Raw genomic sequence first — 20,646 nt, 5'->3', positions numbered from 1 at the left:
ACTGTTGTAGGTTTACCGTAGAAAACAGTTATATTTATTACAGAAATTTAAAACCGAATAAATTTGAACGAAGTATTGATACAATTGGATGACGTCAATTTAATGACGTTATGGGGCGCCCAAAACGAACATTTTGAACTGGTGAAAAAAGGCTTTCCGAAGCTACGTTTGGTAGCCCGTGGGAATGAGCTTAAAGTATTGGGCGAAGAAACCGAACAAGCGCGTTTTAAGGAGGTGTTCCAGCGTATCCTCGATCATATCGAGCAGTTTCAATCGCTGAATTCAAATGAGCTGGAGGACTTGGTAGGCGTACATTCCGGGCGATCGGAGAAGAAGGAACCCACGGAGCCGACGGGCTTTCGAGGAGAGCCTATTGTGTATGGTCCCAACGGATTGATCGTTCGTGCGCGGACAGCCAACCAACGCCGTATGGTGGACAGCATCGTGAAGAACGATATTCTCTTTGCCATTGGCCCTGCTGGAACCGGAAAAACCTACACTGCCGTTGCGTTAGCGGTGCGCGCGCTGCGCAATAAAGAGATAAAACGCATCATCCTGACACGTCCGGCCGTGGAGGCAGGAGAGAACCTTGGCTTTTTGCCGGGTGATCTTAAAGAAAAGGTGGATCCCTACTTGCGACCACTTTACGATGCATTGGATGATATGATTCCCGCAGATAAGCTGAAGGATTATTTGGAACGACGCGTTATCGAAGTTGCTCCCCTTGCTTTCATGCGTGGCCGTACATTAGATAACTGTTTTGTTATTTTGGACGAGGCGCAGAATGCTACAGATATGCAGCTTAAGATGTTCTTGACGCGTATGGGGCCAACGGCGAAGTTTATAGTGACGGGCGATTTGACACAGATTGACTTGCCCAAGAAAACGCAGTCGGGGCTTGCTACCGCCGTAAAACTCTTAGATAGCATTGCGGGGATTGAGATTATTCATCTGAGCGGGGCGGATGTCGTTCGGCATAAATTAGTGAGACGTATCTTAGAAGCGTACGGTGATATTTAAGAAATAACGAAGGAGTGCTTGGCACAATTGAATATGAATGCAATAAACGAAACAAATTTTAATTTTGAAGGGCAAACAGCCTTTTATCGTGGGAAAGTGCGTGATGTATATACCATTGCGGATGAATACTTGGTGATGGTCGCATCGGACCGTATTTCGGCATTTGATGTGGTGTTGCCGAGGGCAATTCCCTATAAAGGGCAGGTGTTAAACCAGATTGCGGCGAAGTTTTTGGAAGCGACGGTCGATATCCTACCAAACTGGGTGTTGACGGTTCCTGATCCAAGCGTAACGATTGGAAAGAAGTGCGAACCTTTCAAAGTAGAGATGGTTATTCGCGGTTACTTGGCAGGGCACGCTTGGCGCACTTACCGTGAGGGTGAGCGAGAGCTTTGTGGTGTAATCTTGCCGGAGGGGCTGAAGGAAAACGATAAGTTGCCGGAGCCTATCATCACACCGACTACCAAAGCCGCTGTGGGACATGATGAGGATATCTCGCGCGAAGCTATCATCGCACAAGGTATTGTTTCGGAGGAGGACTACGTACAGTTGGAGGGGTACACCCGCGCATTGTATCAGCGTGGTGCAGAAATGGCGCAGGCACGAGGCTTGATCTTGGTGGATACGAAGTATGAATTTGGGAAAAGTGAAGGTGAAATTTGCTTGATGGACGAAATCCATACGCCTGATTCATCACGGTATTTCTATGCGGAAGGCTATGAAGAACGCCAACAGGAAGATAAGCCTCAGCGTCAACTTTCCAAGGAATTTGTTCGTCAGTGGTTGATCGAAAATGGATTTCAGGGCAAAGACGGGCAGCATGTGCCGGAGATGACGGACGAGATTGTGCAATCGATCTCAGAGCGCTATATCGAACTTTACGAGCATATAGCTGGTGAAAAATTTATCTATCCCGAGGCGGGCGAGGTGCTGGCACGCGTAGAAAATAATGTGCGCCAGGCGCTACAGACTATTGGTTAAACCAGTAGATCGTGTTAAAATAAATGCAGGCCGTTCCTGTCAAGAGGGCGGCCTTGCAGTTTTCTATCGCTGTTTGTCTTATGGCAGCGTGATGTTTTTATTAAAAAGTAATTATCGATGAAGTTTACAGTGGACAAACATGAGCGGTATGTTGTTATCGAGCCATTAACGGATTTTCTGAATGGCGAGGCGGCAGCCAAGTTGAAGGGCGAATTTATGTTGCGTCATACCGGTGGGCAGCGAAATATTGTGTTGAACCTTTGCCAAGTGCAGGATGCGGATGAAGACGGTATCCGTATGGGCTTGCTTGCGCGCCGCCTTTGCAAAGCGTCAGGCGGTTTGTTTATCTTGACGGGTTTAAATAAGAAACTGATCGATCTGTTGAAGATTACCAATTTGGAGGGGTATTTTAAAGTTGCTGAATCGGTTTCCAATGCCGAGGATATGATCTTTGGCAATGAAATTAGACTAGATTTGAGGGGCGAATAAGATGACGAGATTTGAAGTTTTGATATTGGGCAATAGCTCGGCAACACCTATGTACGGTCGGCATCCGACATCCCAAGTTCTGAATTTCAACGAACAGCTTTTTTTAATCGATTGCGGGGAGGGGACGCAGATGCAGCTTTTTCGCTACGGTATTCGAAGTACAAAAATCAATCATATTTTTATCAGCCATCTACATGGCGATCATTATTTAGGCCTAATAGGATTGCTCTCTTCGCAACATCTTGTTGGTCGGCAAGCGGACCTCCATCTATATGGGCCAGCGGCACTCAAAGAAATCATTGATCTTCAGTTTAAGCATTCGGATACCCAATTGCGTTATAACTTGGTCTTTCATCCAACGAATCCCCATCAGCCAGAGTTGATTCTGGATACCGTGGCCTTGAAGGTGAGCAGCTTTCCCTTGTTGCATCGAATAGACTGTACCGGATTTCGGTTTGACGAAGGGAAACGCTCAGCCGTGCTACGTACGGAAAAGGTGCAGCAAATGCAGGTTCCTGTAGCCTACTTGAAACTGTTGAAACGAGGTATCGACTGTGTCGATAAGAACGGGACGGTATACAAGGCTGCCGAGTTGACCTTTCCGCCACCGGCGGCGCGCAGTTACGCCTACTGCTCGGATACGGTGATGAACGAGGCTTATTTCGAGTCTATTCAAGCGGTTGATCTGCTGTACCATGAGTCTACTTTTTTGCACGATATGGTAGATCGCGCCAAGGAGACATTTCATACCACCAGCCTAGAGGCTGCGCAGGTTGCACAAACCGTGGGGGCAAAGAAGTTGTTGCTAGGTCATTACTCTGCGCGCTACAAAGATTTGCAACCGCTGTTGGAGGAAAGCAGCACTGTTTTTCCACGGACGGCACTTTCGGAAGAAGGAAAGTGGTTTCCCGTGTAAGCATCCTGTGTAGAGCATCATTCGACTTTCCAAAAATAGTTACATGGAATGTTCTCAAACAAGGAATTCGTAGCTTATGCTACACAATTATTTTGTAGACAAAAACAAATTCTCTAAGTTTACACGCTCAACAAAAAAATTATGAAAGAGTCTTTCAGCCTGGACGCTCTATTGAGGGATAATATTAGGAAATTAGTGCCTTATTCATCGGCAAGGGATGAATTTAAGGGCGAAGCATCGGTATTGTTGGATGCCAACGAAAATGCCTTTGGCTCGCCGTATTCCAAGAACTATAATCGTTATCCCGATCCCCTGCAGCATAGCCTGAAAGATAAACTGTATGAAATAAAAGGCGTGCCGCCCGAGCAGACTTTCCTAGGTAATGGTAGTGACGAGGCTATCGATATTTTGTTTCGTGCCTTCTGTGAGCCTGCACGCGACAACGTGATCTTGGTGCCACCAACCTACGGGATGTATGAAGTTTCGGCAAACATCAATAACGTGGCTTACAAAAAAGTCAATTTAACGGCCGATTATCAGTTGGATCTAGACGGTATTGCCGCTGCTATCGATGCACATACCAAGTTGATTTTCATCTGTTCTCCAAACAATCCTACAGGCAACAGCATACGTCGACAAGATATGGAGACTATCCTTGTTAATTTTGATGGTGTTGTAGTGATCGACGAAGCTTACATCAACTTTTCGAAACAGCCTTCATTTACGAAGGATTTACAGGAGTTTCCTAATTTGGTGGTGTTGCAGACCTTGTCAAAAGCTTGGGGGCTTGCCGCGTTGCGTTTAGGAATGGCTTTTGCCAGCCCAGAGATCATCAACGTGTTCAATAAGATCAAACCACCATATAATATTAATCAAGCGACACAGGAAATTGTGCTGGATGCCTTACAGGGCGTAGCGCAGGTTAACGATTGGATTAAAAGCACCGTCGCCGAGCGTGAAGCCCTTACGCAAGCATTGATCAAACTGCCGCAAGTACAACATATCACACCTTCGGATGCCAATTTTATTTTGGTCAAGTTGGAGGAGCCTCGAGCGCTCTACACGTATTTGGTGGATCTAGGTATCATTGTGCGGGATCGATCCAAGGTGGAGCTGTGTGAAGGGTGCTTGCGTTTTACCATAGGTACACCCGCCGAAAATGCGCTGATGCTAAAGGCAATAGCGGCTTTTTATAGTGTTGTTGAAGATTAGTAAAGAAATAATACCTGCGACCACTGCTCTAAAAAAGGCGGTGGTTTTTTAAAATACGAAACATTGAATATGCCTGAAATAGTGAAAAGAGTGTTGTTTATCGATCGCGATGGCACCCTCATATTGGAGCCCGAGGACGAGCAAATCGATTCCTTCGCAAAACTAAAGTTCTATCCTGGAGCGCTGCAATACTTACCGAGAATAGCCAAGGAATTGGATTTCGAGCTTGTCCTTGTTTCGAATCAGGATGGACTTGGGACAGACTCCCATCCGGAAGCGAACTTCTGGCCGGTACATGAATTTATCGTTGAGACCTTCGCTGCCGAAGGGGTGCATTTTGCAGACCAACATATTGATCGCACTTTCCCACATGAAAATGCGTTAACGCGTAAACCTGGTGTCGGGATGTTACAGGCTTATTTCGATACGGAAAAGTATAACCTCGCTGAATCGTTTGTCATTGGTGATCGATTGAATGATGTGAAGCTTGCCGAAAACTTGGGTGCAAAGGCGATCTGGTTACGCAATAATGATACGTTGGGCAGCACGGAGAACTTGGTGTATGAGACGAATGTTGTTGCGCTGGAAAGTGGCGATTGGAAAGCTATCTACGAATTTTTAAAGCTAGGGACACGCAGTGGTGTGCATCACCGTAAAACGAATGAAACGGATATTTATATCGCGCTAAACCTCGATGGATCGGGCAAAGCAAGCATCGACACGGGCTTGCCGTTCTTCGATCATATGTTGGATCAAATTGCGCGACACGGAGCCATCGATTTGACGGTTAAAGCAAAAGGCGACCTGCATATCGATGAGCACCATACCATTGAAGATACGGGGATTGCTTTGGGCGAGATCTTTCTGCAGGTATTGGGGGATAAGCGTGGTATTGAGCGTTACGCCTTCACGTTGCCTATGGACGATTGCCTTGCGCAAGTTGCCATCGATTTTGGTGGTCGGAACTGGATTGTTTGGGATGCGACGTTCAATAGAGAGAAAATCGGCGATATGCCAACAGAGATGTTCTTTCATTTCTTCAAATCGTTCTCTGATGCCTCAAAATCCAATTTGAACATCAAAGCAGAGGGCGAGAATGAGCACCATAAGATCGAAGCTATTTTTAAAGCCTTTGCAAAATCTATTAAGAAAGCGGTGCGCCGAGATGCCGAGAATATGCAGCTTCCAAGCACCAAAGGGGTTTTATAATTTACCGATACGAAAGCCGTAGGATAATTTATAAGGGTTGGACAGCAGGCGATTATACGTTAAAGGATAACGATGCTTAGCTTTGGCCGATAACTGAAATTGGAATACAGGTTCCCAATACGAATAAAAATGATAGGAATAGTAAATTATGGTGCCGGAAACATATTTTCGCTAACCGCGGCTTTAGATCGCGTTGGCGTTGCATATGGCATGATTAACGAAGTGGAAGACTTCGCGGGCTTCGAGCGTATCATCATACCCGGTGTTGGACATGCGGGAGCAGCGATGCAGAAACTGCGCGAATCGGGGCTGGTGGACGAGATCGTACAGCTTAAGAAGCCGGTTTTGGGAATTTGTGTGGGCATGCAATTGCTGAGTAGTTTTTCTGAAGAGGGAGACGCCGATATGTTAGGAATCATTCCCTTGAAAACCTTACATTTCGATGAACGTATAGGCGAGAAAGTTCCTCACATGGGCTGGAACAGTATTTCTGCTACGGCAACGAATGTCTTATTTCAAGGGGTGCCGGATGGCAGCTACTTTTATTTTGTACATTCTTATTTTATCGAGGCTGATGCCAACTATTCCGCCGCACTTTGCCAGTACGGCATCGCTTTTTCGGCAGCCGTGCAAAAGGATAACTTTTTTGGGGTGCAGTTTCATCCCGAAAAGTCGGGCAAAGCTGGCGAGCAGTTGCTCTTAAATTTCGCCAAACTATAGTTATATGGTTTGTTTTTAATATCTTTAAAGGCTGTAATTTAATTATTTGGCTGCAGCCTATGTATTTTAACTTTTTTGAATTTTAACTTATTACTTAAATATGTATATCATTCCTGCAATTGATGTTTTGGACAAAAAGGTTGTCCGTTTAAGAGAAGGTAATTATGACGAGGTAACGACCTACGAGATTTCCTTGGAAGAGCAGATCGAAAAATACCATGCAAACGGTACCGAGATTGTACACATCATCGATTTAAATGGTGCTAAAGGCGACTTCAGCAACCAGGAATATTTGTTTGAGATTATCCAAAAAACGGATATGAAAGTACAATACGGTGGTGGTGTTCGCAGTATTGACAAAGTGAAAGAGCTGGTGGATGCCGGGGTTTTTCGCGTTATTGTGGGTACACAAGCCATCACCAACCCTACATTTTTGGAAGAGCTTAGTAAGCTGAACGAAGGCCGTGTGAAATATGCGGACCATATTGTGATCGCCATTGATGTGCTGGATGAAGTGATCAAGTATTCGGGTTGGTTGGAGAGTTCGCCAATCAAACTGATTGAATATATTGATAAGTGCTTGGCACTAGGTTTCTTCCGTTTTTTATGTACGGACATCAGCAAAGATGGCAAACTCGGTGGTGCCGGTGTAGAGCTTTACCAAAAATTATTGGATCATTCGCCTATTATTAAATTGATCGGCTCGGGTGGCATCAGCTCTATGAAAGATATTCAAGCATTGGCCGACCTTGGACGTATGGAGTCCTGTGTGGTTGGTAAGGCTATTTATGAGCACAAGATCACGATTGAGGAAATCAAGGACTGGAACCTAAAATCGTTGATCAACTTTTAATATGCTAGCCAAACGTATCATTCCCTGTTTAGATGTGAAAGACGGACGGACGGTAAAAGGGGTGAATTTTGTGGATCTGCGGGATGCCGGTGATCCGGTGGAACTTGCTTGGCAGTATTCGGAGCAGGGTGCGGATGAATTGGTGTTTCTGGATATTACGGCAACGCATGAGAAGCGTAAGACCACACTGGATTTGGTGAAGGCCGTAGCTCGTCAGGTAAATATTCCTTTTACTATTGGCGGCGGTATTAACGAGCTTCGTGATGCTGAATTGTTGCTAAATGCTGGCGCCGATAAGATATCGATCAATTCTGCTGCGGTGCGAAACCCGCAGTTGATCAATGATTTGGCGAAGTCTTTTGGTCGGCAGTTTGTTGTGGTAGCGGTAGACACGCGTTTTACCGATGGTCGTAATTTCGTTTATTTGCGCGGTGGTCGCGACAAGACGGATTTCGAAACAGATGCTTGGATTTTGGAAGCCGAAGATCGCGGTGCCGGAGAAATCCTATTGACTTCTATGGATCACGATGGTACAAAAAACGGATTCGATAACGTGTTTCTGAAACAGATTAACGATCGTATTCATATTCCGCTGATTGCTTCTGGCGGAGCGGGTACACAGCAACATTTTGTTGATACCTTTAAGGAGGCTAATGTCGATGCTGCTTTGGCCGCATCGGTTTTTCACTATGGCGAGATCCTTATTCCTGATCTAAAGCGCACGTTGCAAGAACAGGGGATCATCGTTAGATAGTGTTGTGATAAAGTGAACGGGGTTTACTTTTATCTTTTTATTTTTTACTTTGTAGTATGCTAGATTTTGCAAAGGGAGACGGTTTAGTTCCCGTAATTGTTCAAGATAATCAAACCCTTGAGGTATTGATGCTTGGCTATATGAATGAAGAAGCCTGGGCGAAAACTCAGCAGGATGGAAAAGTGACGTTTTACTCAAGAAGTAAAAATCGCTTATGGACCAAGGGAGAAGAAAGTGGTAACTTTCTGCATGTTGTTTCTACACATATTGATTGTGACCAAGATACTTTATTGATAAAAGCTACGCCCGTTGGCCCGACTTGCCATACCGGATCAAGAAGTTGCTTCCAAACAGCATATAATCAAAATTTCCTTTTTCAATTGGAACGGATCATCCAAGATCGGTATAGCAATCCAAGTGAGGAATCGTATGTGAATCGATTACGCACAAAAGGGGTTAATAAGATCGCACAAAAAGTTGGTGAGGAAGCGGTAGAGACGGTTATAGCAGCTCTTGCGGAAACCGAAGTTGATTTTATCAACGAATCCTCTGATTTGCTGTTCCATTTGCTTGTTTTGATCCGGGAAAAAGGATTGGATTTGCAAACTTTAGCCAAGAACTTAGAAGGTAGACACCAATAGTCTTAGCTTTTTAATGACATAAAAACTTATCAAGTGCTGTATATTTGTGTAGCACTTTTTTATTATGTACGTAGTCGACGTTTCTCTATCTGCCACCTTGTCGGGGCATCAAAATCCTATTTTTGCGATCAGTTCTGGTTTGCAGTCATCGCGCGTTTTTACCGCTGGTAATGATAAGGGGGTTGTCGAATGGGATTTAGGTAGCGGTAAGTTTAAACGTATTCTTTGTTCTGTTCCCTCCTCGGTGTATGCACTTCATCTGTTGCCCGGTTCGTCCATTTTGGTGATCGGTATGCGTAATGGGGAGGTTTGGTGTGTGGATGTCGAGCAACAAACATTGCTACACAAGATGAAAACGGAGAAAGGTGCCGTCTTTGCTATTCGATCATTAACGAAGAAACGTGAGCTTATCGCGATTGGAGAAGAAGGTGTGGCCTATGTATGGTCAATAGACAATTTTGAATTGCTTTACCGTTTTCGGGTTTCGCCAACCACTGTTCGTACGATCGAGCCTTTTCAGGGCGAAAACCAGCTTGCCTTTGGTGATAAAGACGGCTATATATATTTGTATGATATAGCGGATTTTAAAGAGATTACAAAACGGAAGGTACATGACATGCCCGTCACTTCATTGGCATCGAACGAATTATTTTTATTTTCCGGCGGGCGTGATGCGAAGCTCTATCAATTGGAACAGAAAGATCTGTCGACAGTACAAGAGCTAACGCCTCATTTGTTTACAGTGTATGGTATTTTATTGCACCCTACCTTTCCGGTTTTCGCGACCGTAAGCCGTGATAAATCCATCAAGATTTGGAATAGCTCTTCGCTTGCCTTGCTTAAAAATGTCAGCCTAGATCGAGGCTATGATGCACATCGTTTATCAATTAACGCCGCAATTTGGCACGGCAATCAGTTAGTCACTGCTGGAGACGATAAACTTGTGAAGATTTGGAATGTCGAGATTAAAGAAGTACTTTCCTAGTTGGTTTCCTGTACAATAAACGTACAGATTTCTTCCAAATATTGCTTGTCGATCTGATCAAAATGATCCAATTTTTCGCTATCAACATCTAATACGGCAATACATTGTCCTTCATGAAATACAGGGACGACGATCTCCGATTTCGAAAGGGAGCTGCAAGCAATATGCCCAGGAAAAGCCTCTACATCGGGAATGATAAGTGTTTCCTGACGCTCCCAAGAACTTCCGCAAACGCCCTTACCATAAGCAATGCGTGTGCAGGCCACTGGGCCTTGAAATGGACCTAAGACCAATTGTTCACCCTTCACCAGATAGAAGCCCACCCACCAAAAGTTGAACTGCTCTTTTAGTGCAGCGGCGATATTGGCCATATTGGCAATTATATCGTCTTCACCCATTACTAAGGCGGCAATTTGTTTGCTGAGCAATTGGTATTGTTGCTCTTTGGTGCCGGTTGCGATCGTTAAGTCCTCTGCCATATCAATTCCTGTTGAGGCACAAAGATAAATGACTTCTCCGACATACCAGTCATTTGCAGGTTAACTTATTCCTGATCCTCTTATTGGAAGAAAATGCGGAAGTTGATACCGAAGTTGGTATAGGAGGTGGCAAAGTTTTGCGACGTGTAGGGACGCACCACATTGGAATTGTAGAAGAACTGTATATTGTACTGTTGGTTGATGACATAGTCCAAAGTGGGATTGAAGCTGATACTTTTGTTACCAGCGGAAATCTCCGCATCTTGAAGGTCAGACCGGTACACAATGGTCTTTCGATCGTTGATGGCTACATCCAGTCGGAAGTTGATATCGCCATTCCATTTCTTATCACTGAACAGACCAAATGGGAGCTGTACGCCCATTTTTCGATAACCAACGCCCAAAACGAAAGAGTTCTCGGTCAGCATGGACATCTGCCCGTTGGTGACGGAGAAGTTCATGTTTCGGATGCGCCGTAGCTCGGAAGTGCCCGAAAGGTTGTTGGCGAAGCGAAGGTCGAGGCCGATCAAAGGAATGAACTGATCGAGAATAGACACTTGATCGTACTGATATTCGGGCAGGAAGTTGTTGTTGGCATCCCTTTCTGAAGGCATGCCATCGGTTTCTTTATAACGGAGGACGGAATTGTAGCCACTAATGGAGTACAGCGAGCTGTAGGCGTGGGTTAGCGCGATAGAGGTGATGACATCGGTGATGCCGAGTAAATTGGCCAATTGGTTGTAGGAAATACGCCAATTGGGGAGCGGGATACTGGGCTTTTTATTTAGTTTGCTGTCGTTCACATCGTGGCCAAGGTAGGTCGTCAAAAATGCATTGACAACAACATCTTGCTGCGCCTTGCCGTAGCCATCGGTAAACATTTCCGGATCCAGGTAATCTACCGCATTCGGATTGCCTGCTGCCAAGCGAGCAGAAATAATTACTCTATTTTCTTCGAAGCGCTGAAATAACTCGGTATGGTTGCGGAATGCGGAACTGATCGCAATTTGTGTAATGCTGTAATTTCCTGTTCGATAGGGGGAAATACTTTCCAGCAGGCCTTGGCTGGTAAACTGCGTTGCGGCGCTGTAATTGTAGTTGTCTATCTTGTTAAAAATAAAGTCTATGCGAAGTCCTCGGAACGGCTCTACGTTGGCCACTAAGGATAGGTTTTCGGCGTAGGTCTTGGTGTACATCCTCGTTTGTAGACTGTCTGTAGAAACCCAGCTATTGACTATAGCTCGATTCAGGATATTCGATTGACTGCCCAGTATAAAGCCCCAACCTGGAGCATTGCTATTGAAATCATAGCCGAGGATATTGGTACCGGGGGTATAGCCGGGAAGGAATTGACCTTCATTCTTCGTGTAGGCGCCATTTATTGTACGCAGGGAAGACAGGAGTTGGGCTAATACGGCTTTCGGTCCTTTTGCATCGCGACGCATATTTTCCCGGAAAAAGCGAAACTTATTGTATAGGCTACTAAAATTCAGATTGGGGTTGATCTGTATGGTGCGGTTGTTTTGTATACTGTTTCCAATGCTGATCGCGTCATTTTGAATCGCTAGTAAGGGTTCACTTTGCCAGTTAAACTGGGTGCCGTAACGGGTGATGATATTAACCCATTCCAAGTAGGGAATCTTGTTTAAAGGGAGCGTATAGGTTAAGTTCATCATGTGGTTGTAGTCTGTGGTTCGACCCATTTTCCAGAAATTCGCCCACATGGTATCCTGCTTGATGCCATCGATTCGCCCTGCAGGCTCGTCGATAATACTGTAGTTCGTTGCATTGAAGTCCAACCGCAAGGACTTGGTGAGATCCCAACTGATGCCGTAGATTCGGTTCATGTTGAAATTCTTATTGTAGTAGGTAGGCAGGGTGTTATCCGAACTATTGTCGCGCATGGTGTTTTCGTTGTAAATACGGTTCACATCCAAGCGGAAGTTGATCAGTGTAGGCAGCAAATTGAAGTTGAAATCTCGAATGAAAGACAGGTTCTTGGATTTGACGATATTTTTGAACGGCTCATGAAATTTGATATTCGGATTGCTGAAGTTGTAATCCAATGCTGCGCGGTAGGTGCGTTGTGTGGAGTTGGCGATATTGTAGTCGTAGTGCTGGTAAGATGTATAGGCGTAGGAGGCACTGATGTTTTCAATATCCCAAATACGCACCGCCCGTTCATTGTTGGTTCGTAGTTTGCGTACATTCATAAAGCTGAAAGCTTTTCGTGTAGTCAGATCCTGTACCAATCGTAGAAGCGAATCGCGGCGGTTGGCCGAGAGGGTTGCCAATGCGGTGTTAAGTTCGATATCCGGATTGTAGGGGTCGTACTCTGGCGTGGCTACCTGCCGCGAGTAGTTGAAATAAAAAGGGATGGTGATGCCGTGGCGCGGATGAAAGAAACGGCCGAATTCGGCGTTGGTGGTGATATCCACAAAGAGGTCATCTGTACGTTTACGCTGGTTCATGGCCTGCGAGATGGCGCCAAAGCCAATAGTGCTTTTTGTTCCGCTCACGGATATATTGGCAAAGTCGGCCAATTTGATGTCCATGCGTGCGGTTGCTGCCCATCCCCCTCGGTCGTCAAAATCTGTCAGGCGCAGCTCATTAAACCAAAATTCGCCACTCAGATCGCGACCATCGTCCAAACGATTGGCCGTAGTGCTCCCCTGCAGCGGGTTTTTTACGCCCAGCATGTAATACCGCACTTTTCCGATATCCGGTGTACCGACGACGGTGATCTTGGCGGCGCCATCGAAGTATTCGAAAGGTATATCTAGTGGCCAAGGAGAACCGTTGCGCATAGCCGCATCGCGTGCTATTTTTGCCTGCGTCAGTCTATCGATCTTAACAAGCATGCGGTTTTCCTGCGGCCAGATAAGATCGGTGGAAGCGGTACCGTAAGGTGTAATCTTTAGTGGAATATCATACTCGTAATAGTTGTATTTATCGTCGGTACCGACACGAATGAATGCCCTAAAGTCTCCATCTTGTAGATTGACTCCTTCGGCGTGAATAAACATCTCCAAGTTGCCATAGGGACGAAAATCGTGGCTGGCAGTTCGGTACGCACCGCGACCATAGCCATCACGTAGGTTTAGCACATCGATGCTCAGCGCCTGTTCGTTGAGCTGCACATTGTAGTTGTTGTTGCCCCAATCGACCTGCCGGTTGATGCCCGGTGGCACGACATATGGAATGGGGCTACGTGTTCCATTCTCTTCAATATTCACATTGGCCACATGGAATACCGAGTTGTCAGAAGGTACTACGCCCATGCTGGGATCACTAATGACCTTGTTGGCCATGTTCTCATTATTATACCTTCTCCATTCCCCACGGATAAACTGTAGCCGTCCGAAACGCATTACTGCTGTATCAGCATAGTTGGTCATGAACATCCGCACATAGCGGATCGTCTTGAAGTCGTTCACATCGCCTTGCTTGCTTTCATAGGCGGTGATGGGGATACGTATCTTATACCATTTGACGCTTTCCGTATTGCCATTAGCCAGCTTTACATCCGAGATCACTTCGTCAACAATAAAGTTTTGCCCAACGATCATATCCTCGGGGCGTGTAGATAGCCGATATTGATAATATTCGTCAATCTCGTTCATGGTATTATCGCGGTTGAGATCTTCGCCATCCGGCAACAAGGTATTGGCCGAGGTCTCTACGCCGAAATCAAGTTGCGACTGTTCGTTGGTGCGGGAGTTACCCTCCATGCCATTGTAATATTGATAGCGTTCCAATATACCCACAGCTTGCTGGTCGAAGGCATTGGAGCGAAAATATTGATAGTCGTCGGAAGAAGGGTCATTGCGTAATCGATTGTATGCTTCAGCAGAAAGTAGGCCCTGCATCTGTGATAGAAACTGACCGAAAAAGGAGCTCTCTTCGGCATTACTTAGGCCGTCGAGACCGACATCTTGCTTCAATCGGTTGGTGTTGTTGTTGTCGAAAGCCTGAATCACGGGTTGGTTTTTTACCACGTAACCCCAGTTTGTTTGATCAGTTTGTGATAGATCTGCCGTTAGGGGAATGGCATTTTCCAACGATTTGCGTCCATCTTTTAACACATCCTCGGAAATATTCCCGAGGTTAAAGTAGATATCACCGCCGGTCTTCTCGGGGTTGGTTAAACTGGGATCCATCATCCACATTTCCAAAAATTCGATATTCTCCGCTTCGAAATCGGTTTGGTCGAGTTTGCGGAATATGCCGCCCCACTTGGCCAGCGGATTGGTAAACTTGCCATCGCTATTTACTCCTGTACTGCTGTAGTTGTAGGGGCCACGCACGGTAGGGTAGAAAGCTAGATTCAGGGTGTTGATAAAGATGGCTCCGCCGGTTCGGCTCTCTTTGTAGGGGAATATTTCGCGCTCCAGCACTTCGCGAACGCGGTGGTTGGAACGCTCTGCATTGCTGATATTGGCTGGCGTTAGGGAGCTATTATTGTAGAATACCGGGTCAATGTTGTAATAGGCAAGTAAGGCCCTATTGTACCCATATTGTAGATCGTTGACGAGGTTTGACTCGGCAAACATACGCGGCGTACTGGATAGTTGCCATGCATTTCTACCCAAGATGTCTATAAAGGACACGCTGTTTTCAAAATCGTCGACATAGGTGGTTCCTGCTTGGCTGTTGGCCGTATTTAGGCCGCGTGGATGCCCCGGGATAAGTTGGGCAAATTCACCGTAGAAAGAGACCTGCGATTCTTCGCGGGTACTGAGGAATGGCAGCTTGTCGACCATACGCGTTAACCAGCGCGAGGGGCTGTTATAGCTGATGTCGGCGCCGATCATGGTGTTGGACATAGGCTCCTGCCCAATATTGACCTTTTCGGTAAGCGGTTTTTCGGTGAGGTTCATCACGGTGGCCCCGACATGAAGTTTTTCGTTTACCGTATAGTCGAAGCGACCGCCGAGCAGCGTTTTCTGCTGCATGCCAAACATGGCATCATCTTCCATGGTTACGGTGATTGGCGTGCCACCCATGACCATGGCTTCATTGAGAATGCGTAAGGTGCTAAGCTCGTAATTGATGTAGAAGTCTTGTCCCTCTTCTAGGCGCATACCACCCGCCATAACGCGTACCGATCCCGGGCGTATGTTGAAACCTTCCAGTTGAAACTCGGTGCCTGAAGTGGAGCTATAGCGACCGCGCAGGAAGTACCTGTTTTTATTTGGGAATTTCTGTTGGGCATCGACCTTGGTTTGACTGTAGAGCTCCGGATACGTATATTTTTCAGCGAGCACATCTTCCCCCGGCGCAAATTGCCGAGCAAGGTCTTCACCGAATGGCTCCACCAAAGGAAAAATGATCTTCCCGCGTTTGGCATCTATAGTGATGCCGTCCATATAGTCGAAGAGCCCGTCGGGGTTTGCTGCCTGCGCTTGATCTAGTCGATCTAAGCTCAATAGCTGCAACCATGTCTTTCCTTGGGTACGTTGTCCTTCAAACATAGACGGCCGATCGGTGCCCGTTTCATCCTCTTTGCGATAGATCTGTAGGTAGAAGTTGTTATTGGAAATATTATACGAGTTTAGCGAGTAAATATTTTTCATCATCAAATCCCAAGTTGGCAGATTGGTCTTCAAGGTGGATGCTTTCAGAAGCTTGGTGTACAACATCGTTGGATTGGATGGTGTCACAGGGATATCGGTGCTAAATTCCCCTACTTGGTACTCGACGCCATTGAGGAGGTAGCGATAGGCAACGGATAGTACTTGATCTTGGTTGAGTGGGTAGAGTAGGGAAATGTAGCCTAGCTTCGCATTTAGAAAGTAATCCTTGCCTTCCAGTAATTTGCGGGCATAGGTTAGTTTTTCATAATTGTCGGTGCCCCCTGTGGCGGCGAAGAAACTCTGCACAAAGTTGCCGCTCGATAGCCGTCCATTGTCGCCAAGCTGGCTTAGCAGATTGTTCGACACTTGTCCGCTGTTTTGTCCGGGCAGGCCGGTGGAGGGATTGCGTGCGCTGCCTCGGGTAATGTTGCTGCTGTAGGGGCTGTATTCGCCCAAATCCAGTAGACCGAGCACATCCCTCGCTTCTTCGTAGCTGTTGGATCTGTTGTTTACCCATACCTCGATCTGTGTAATATTGATATTAGTCGTGATAATCGGGGCGAGAGCCAAGGCCTGATTGTAGTTGTCGCGAAAATACTGGCTTAAGAAATAATGCTGATTGGCTTCATAGTCGTCAAGATTGAGCTCAATATTGCTATCGCGAGAACCATTGGTTATGGTAAATTCTTTTTGGCGAGAACGTTGTTGCGAGACGACTCCCGTAAACGTAAGCTTTCCAAATAGCAATTGCGCTTTTACACCAAAGAGGGATTCGGAACCTTGTATTAAGCTACTATTCAAGGCCATGTTGACATTTCCAACTTCCAACCGACGTAAGATGGCGTCATCTTTGGCGACATAGTCGAATCGGATTTGGTTTTCAAAATCGAACTGTGCGCGGGAGTTGAAGTTTGCATTCAGTTTGACACGCTCGCCAATCTTACCTTGGAGGTTGAGGTTGATGTTTTGATCAAAGTCAAAGCCCCACTGCTTTCTCTGTATTTCATTGAACATAGGGTTCTCGTTCGTGTTACGCTGACCACGAAAGATGATTTCTGCACTTCCTCTGGGCGTAATTTCTATGGTATTTCCGCCGAATATTTTTTGAAAGGTGGGGCTACTCACCTCAATGATAGGAATGAGTCGTCGTTTTCGCTCTTCCATCAGTGATTTCTCGGCAAGTTCCTCCCAATAGTTTTTCTGTGTCCTTTTAAATTCGTAAGACTTGTATTCATCTAAGGAGAGGTACATCGGAGGGCGGTACATCTTGCTGCCCAAGTTTTCACGAATAATGTATTGCCGGGATTCCGTATCGTAGCTTATCTCGCGTTGGATATTGGAAGGAGATTGCAAATTGAACGGGTAGTATGTTTGCTGAAGACGAATGAAGGGCGAATCTTTAAAGCGATAGGGGAGCTTCAAGGAATCTGTTGACTGGATATTGGCGGGCACTACCTGTTGAGCCTGTAAGGCAAAACAAATACATAGGATACAGGTTAGGCATAGCAATGCCAAATTGATTAGTCTCTTCAACAGGTAACAGCAAATAAGTTAAATAATCAGTGATTAGTTTCTCATAAGCAGTTAATCAATGATTAGATACAAATATCTACCAATTTTAGGAAAAAACCAATTGTATTACATTTTATTATAAAATTAAAATGTTGAATATTTTGGATTAATATTTATTTATATGAAAATCCTATAAACGTTTTAGCGCGGCTTTAATCAAGGCTTCTACGCTTAGGCTCGCATCGATAGCTATTAAGCTGTTCAATACTTTTTCGGCCTGTGGTTTAGCGAAGCCTAACATCACTAATGCTGTAAGTGCTTCCTCCGGAATAGAAAGGCTAGCGACTGGCAATGGCATTAATGCGTCGGGACCTTGTTTTTTCAGCTTGTCTTGTAGTTCGAGGATAACGCGTTGTGCCGACTTCGGGCCTATACCTTTTATTTTTTGTATAATCTGCACCTGTCCGTTCACAATAGCCGACTGTATTTCTTCCGGTGAGATCGAAGAAAGCATCATGCGGCCTGTATTGGGGCCGATGCCTGATACCGATATGAGGTGGTTGAACAACTGTCGTTCACCTTCGGTCGCAAAACCATAAAGGGTGTGCGCATCTTCTCTGACTTGAAAGGAAACAAAGAGTTTGCAGTTTTCCTGATCCTTGATTTGCGAATAGGTGGTCAAGGAAATATGGATATGGTAGCCAATCCCCGCGACATCCAAAATGACATGGGTTGGTGCTTTAAAAACGAGCTTTCCACTAAAATAATCGTACATCAGACAAGTAAAAATTAAAAAGTAAAAAATAAAACAGGGCGCCCTGTGCATAAAAGTCGTTAACCCAAAAAGCATCAAAGCGCTTTAACATGTGTTGTTGCAAGAAAGGGATAACCAAGCAATCCGTATGTTGTTGATACGAGATTGCTTGGTCATATTTTATCCTTCGTAGCGAATGGCGAATGCCTTGCCTTACAAAGGTCGTACTGTATGCTTTTTAAAACGACTAGTTAACACTCTTCTCATGTTCCTGTACGTCTACTACGGCAATGGTTACCATGTTAACGATTTCACGAACGGAGCTATCGAGTTGTAAAACGTGCACGGGTTTGTTCATCCCTAAAAGGATGGGGCCAACTGCTTCGGCATTGCCTACTTCTTGCAAAAGCTTATAGGCGATATTACCGGATTCCAAATTGGGGAATACCAACGTATTCGCCGCTTCGCCATTTAATGTGCTGAACGGGAAATTGGCTTTCAATAGCTCACTATTCAATGCAAAATTGGCTTGGATATCGCCGTCGACGATCACTTCAGGATGCTTCTCCCGAAGGATTTTCGCTGTTTCGCGAACTTTAGTAGCTATACGGCCGTCGTTCGAGCCGAAGTTGGAGTAGGACAACAATGCGATGCGCGGCTTGATATTGAAGCGTTTGATCGCATTTTCGAGTAACAAGGTGATCTCCGCCAATTCTTCTGCATTGGGATCCTCATTAACGGTGGTGTCGCCAAAGAAAATAGGTCCTTTTGCTGTAAGCATCATATACATACCTGCTACACGGCTGCCCGGTTTAGCACCGATGACCTGCAGTGCAGGTTTTATCGTCGCACCATAATTCCGTGTCAAGCCCGAGATAAGGGTGTCTGCTTCGCCAAATTGCACCATGGATGCAGCGAAGTAGTTTCTGTTAGTCATCAACTTACTGGCGTCACTTTCCGAGATGCCGCGGCGCTGTCTTCTTTTGTAAAGATGTTGGGTAAATTTTTTGAAACGTTCCGAGTCAATTTCCTCTTTCGGATCCAAAATCTCTACCTCACGAAGATCGAAATCATACTCGCTAATGAGGCTTTCGATTTTCTCACGGTTACCTAAAAGAATAGGGAAAGCTATTTTCTCTTCCTTTACGATCTGTGCTGCACGAAGGGTCTTGTAGCTGTCCGCCTCGGCGAATACGACTCTTTTCGGGTTTTGCTTTGCTTTGGTCGTCAGGTTACGCATAATGCCATCGTCTTTGCCTAAACGCTTGCGCAACTCGTCTCTATATTTATCCCAATCGGTGATTTCTTTTCTAGCTACACCCGAATCAATAGCTGCCTTTGCTACCGCAACAGACACTTCGGTGATCAAACGTGGGTCGGTTGGCTTTGGAATGATGTAATCAGGGCCGAACTTGAGGTTGCTGGTTTCGTAAGCCTGATTTACCTCTTCGGGCACCGGTTGTTTTGCTAGCGCGGCCAATGCTTTGACAGCAGCAATTTTCATGTCTTCGTTGATTCCTGTAGCGCGTACATCTAAGGCACCACGGAAGATGTACGGAAAGCCTAGAACGTTGTTCACCTGATTTGGATAGTCGGAGCGACCGGTACCCATGATAACATCGTCGCGAGTTTCCAAAGCTAGATCATAGGCTATCTCCGGATTCGGGTTGGCCATTGCTAACACGATAGGACGCGGGTTCATCGTTAAGAGCATCGCTGGGGTAAGCACATCTGCTGCAGAAAGACCGATAAATACATCAGAACCGGCAACAGCATCGGCTAGCGTGTAGATATCACGATCCGTCGCAAATTCTGCTTTGCTTTTATCCAGGTTCTCGCGGTCACTACGGATCACACCTTTGCTATCAAGCATGATGATATTTTCTTTTTTCGCACCAACCGAGATATACATGCCCGTGCAGGAAATTGCCGCGGCACCAGCTCCGTTGACCACAATCTTGATGTCGCTAATATCTTTACCTATAAGCTCGCAGGCATTGATAAGGGCTGCTCCGGAGATAATAGCTGTCCCGTGTTGGTCGTCGTGCATAACCGGAATATTCATTTCCTCTTTCAAACGACGTTCGATTTCGAAACACTCGGGCGCCTTGATATCTTCCAGGTTGACACCTCCGAAAGTAGGTTCCAGCGCTTTTACGATATTGACAAATTCATCGACATTTTTGGTGTCCAACTCGATGTCGAATACATCAATGTCGGCGAAAATTTTGAATAAAAGACCCTTACCTTCCATCACCGGTTTACCCGCTTGCGCACCGATATCGCCCAAGCCTAATACAGCAGTACCGTTGCTGATAACCGCTACCAAATTTCCTTTGGACGTGTATTTATAGGCATCCTCGGGATTCTCCGCGATAGCCAAACAAGGCTCGGCAACGCCCGGTGAATAGGCCAAGGATAGATCTCTCTGCGAATTGTGTGGTTTCGTTGGTACGACAGCAATTTTTCCGGGCCTTCCCATTGCATGGTAATCCAACGCGTCTTTTTTTCTGTTGCTACTCATTTTTCTAAGTAAAAAATTAAA

The 20,646-nt window shown here is 45.7% G+C and carries 15 protein-coding genes; 11 read left to right on the top strand and 4 right to left on the bottom strand.

Features of this window, described 5'->3' with window-relative positions:
• Nucleotides 1–63: 63 nt before the first annotated feature.
• From SCB77_RS08420 to SCB77_RS08370, 11 genes are all read left to right on the top strand, one after another.
• Entirely contained in the window at nt 64–1,020 is a 957-nt protein-coding gene (locus tag SCB77_RS08420; protein ID WP_320185987.1) for a PhoH family protein, read from the top strand.
• A 33-nt stretch (nt 1,021–1,053) separates the two neighbouring features.
• Entirely contained in the window at nt 1,054–2,001 is a 948-nt protein-coding gene (locus SCB77_RS08415) for a phosphoribosylaminoimidazolesuccinocarboxamide synthase (protein ID WP_320185986.1), read from the top strand.
• Between the two features lie 117 nt (nt 2,002–2,118).
• A complete protein-coding gene (locus tag SCB77_RS08410; RefSeq protein WP_320185985.1) occupies nt 2,119–2,490 on the top strand; it encodes an STAS domain-containing protein in 372 nt (123 codons plus the stop codon).
• A 1-nt stretch (nt 2,491) separates the two neighbouring features.
• On the top strand, nt 2,492–3,406 hold the full coding sequence (locus tag SCB77_RS08405; protein WP_320185984.1) for a ribonuclease Z: 915 nt from the start codon (nt 2,492–2,494) through the stop codon (nt 3,404–3,406).
• Nucleotides 3,407–3,547: 141 nt separating this feature from the next.
• Nucleotides 3,548–4,618, top strand: a complete 1,071-nt coding sequence (gene hisC, locus SCB77_RS08400) for a histidinol-phosphate transaminase (protein WP_320185983.1) — start codon at nt 3,548–3,550, stop codon at nt 4,616–4,618.
• A gap of 69 nt (nt 4,619–4,687) precedes the next feature.
• Nucleotides 4,688–5,827: a bifunctional histidinol-phosphatase/imidazoleglycerol-phosphate dehydratase HisB gene (gene hisB / locus SCB77_RS08395; protein ID WP_320185982.1), complete on the top strand. Its 1,140-nt coding sequence runs from the start codon at nt 4,688–4,690 to the stop codon at nt 5,825–5,827.
• A 129-nt stretch (nt 5,828–5,956) separates the two neighbouring features.
• Nucleotides 5,957–6,547, top strand: a complete 591-nt coding sequence (gene hisH, locus SCB77_RS08390) for an imidazole glycerol phosphate synthase subunit HisH (RefSeq protein WP_320185981.1) — start codon at nt 5,957–5,959, stop codon at nt 6,545–6,547.
• Between the two features lie 100 nt (nt 6,548–6,647).
• Nucleotides 6,648–7,400, top strand: coding sequence for a 1-(5-phosphoribosyl)-5-[(5-phosphoribosylamino)methylideneamino]imidazole-4-carboxamide isomerase (locus tag SCB77_RS08385; RefSeq protein WP_320185980.1), 753 nt, complete (start codon nt 6,648–6,650; stop codon nt 7,398–7,400).
• Between the two features lies 1 nt (nt 7,401).
• A complete protein-coding gene (gene hisF, locus SCB77_RS08380) occupies nt 7,402–8,154 on the top strand; it encodes an imidazole glycerol phosphate synthase subunit HisF (protein ID WP_320185979.1) in 753 nt (250 codons plus the stop codon).
• A 56-nt stretch (nt 8,155–8,210) separates the two neighbouring features.
• The gene (gene hisIE / locus SCB77_RS08375; protein WP_320185978.1) at nt 8,211–8,795 is read left to right on the top strand and encodes a bifunctional phosphoribosyl-AMP cyclohydrolase/phosphoribosyl-ATP diphosphatase HisIE; all 585 of its coding nucleotides are present in this window, start codon (nt 8,211–8,213) and stop codon (nt 8,793–8,795) included.
• Between the two features lie 64 nt (nt 8,796–8,859).
• Nucleotides 8,860–9,780, top strand: a complete 921-nt coding sequence (locus SCB77_RS08370) for a WD40 repeat domain-containing protein (RefSeq protein WP_320185977.1) — start codon at nt 8,860–8,862, stop codon at nt 9,778–9,780.
• On the opposite strand, the gene SCB77_RS08365 is transcribed toward SCB77_RS08370, so the two are convergent.
• From SCB77_RS08365 to SCB77_RS08350, 4 genes are all read right to left on the bottom strand, one after another.
• On the bottom strand, nt 9,777–10,259 hold the full coding sequence (locus SCB77_RS08365) for a GAF domain-containing protein (RefSeq protein WP_320185976.1): 483 nt from the start codon (nt 10,257–10,259) through the stop codon (nt 9,777–9,779). The genes SCB77_RS08370 and SCB77_RS08365 overlap by 4 nt on opposite strands.
• An 80-nt stretch (nt 10,260–10,339) precedes the next feature.
• Nucleotides 10,340–17,368, bottom strand: coding sequence for a T9SS outer membrane translocon Sov/SprA (gene sov, locus SCB77_RS08360; protein ID WP_320185975.1), 7,029 nt, complete (start codon nt 17,366–17,368; stop codon nt 10,340–10,342).
• Nucleotides 17,369–17,537: 169 nt separating this feature from the next.
• Nucleotides 17,538–18,122: a Holliday junction branch migration protein RuvA gene (gene ruvA / locus SCB77_RS08355; protein WP_320185974.1), complete on the bottom strand. Its 585-nt coding sequence runs from the start codon at nt 18,120–18,122 to the stop codon at nt 17,538–17,540.
• Nucleotides 18,123–18,348: 226 nt separating this feature from the next.
• On the bottom strand, nt 18,349–20,625 hold the full coding sequence (locus tag SCB77_RS08350; RefSeq protein ID WP_320185973.1) for an NADP-dependent malic enzyme: 2,277 nt from the start codon (nt 20,623–20,625) through the stop codon (nt 18,349–18,351).
• Between the last annotated feature and the right edge of the window lie 21 nt (nt 20,626–20,646).

The organism is Sphingobacterium bambusae, from assembly GCF_033955345.1.
GTDB classification, from domain to species: Bacteria; Bacteroidota; Bacteroidia; order Sphingobacteriales; family Sphingobacteriaceae; genus Sphingobacterium; species Sphingobacterium bambusae.
This window is presented reverse-complemented; position numbering and strand designations above follow the sequence as displayed.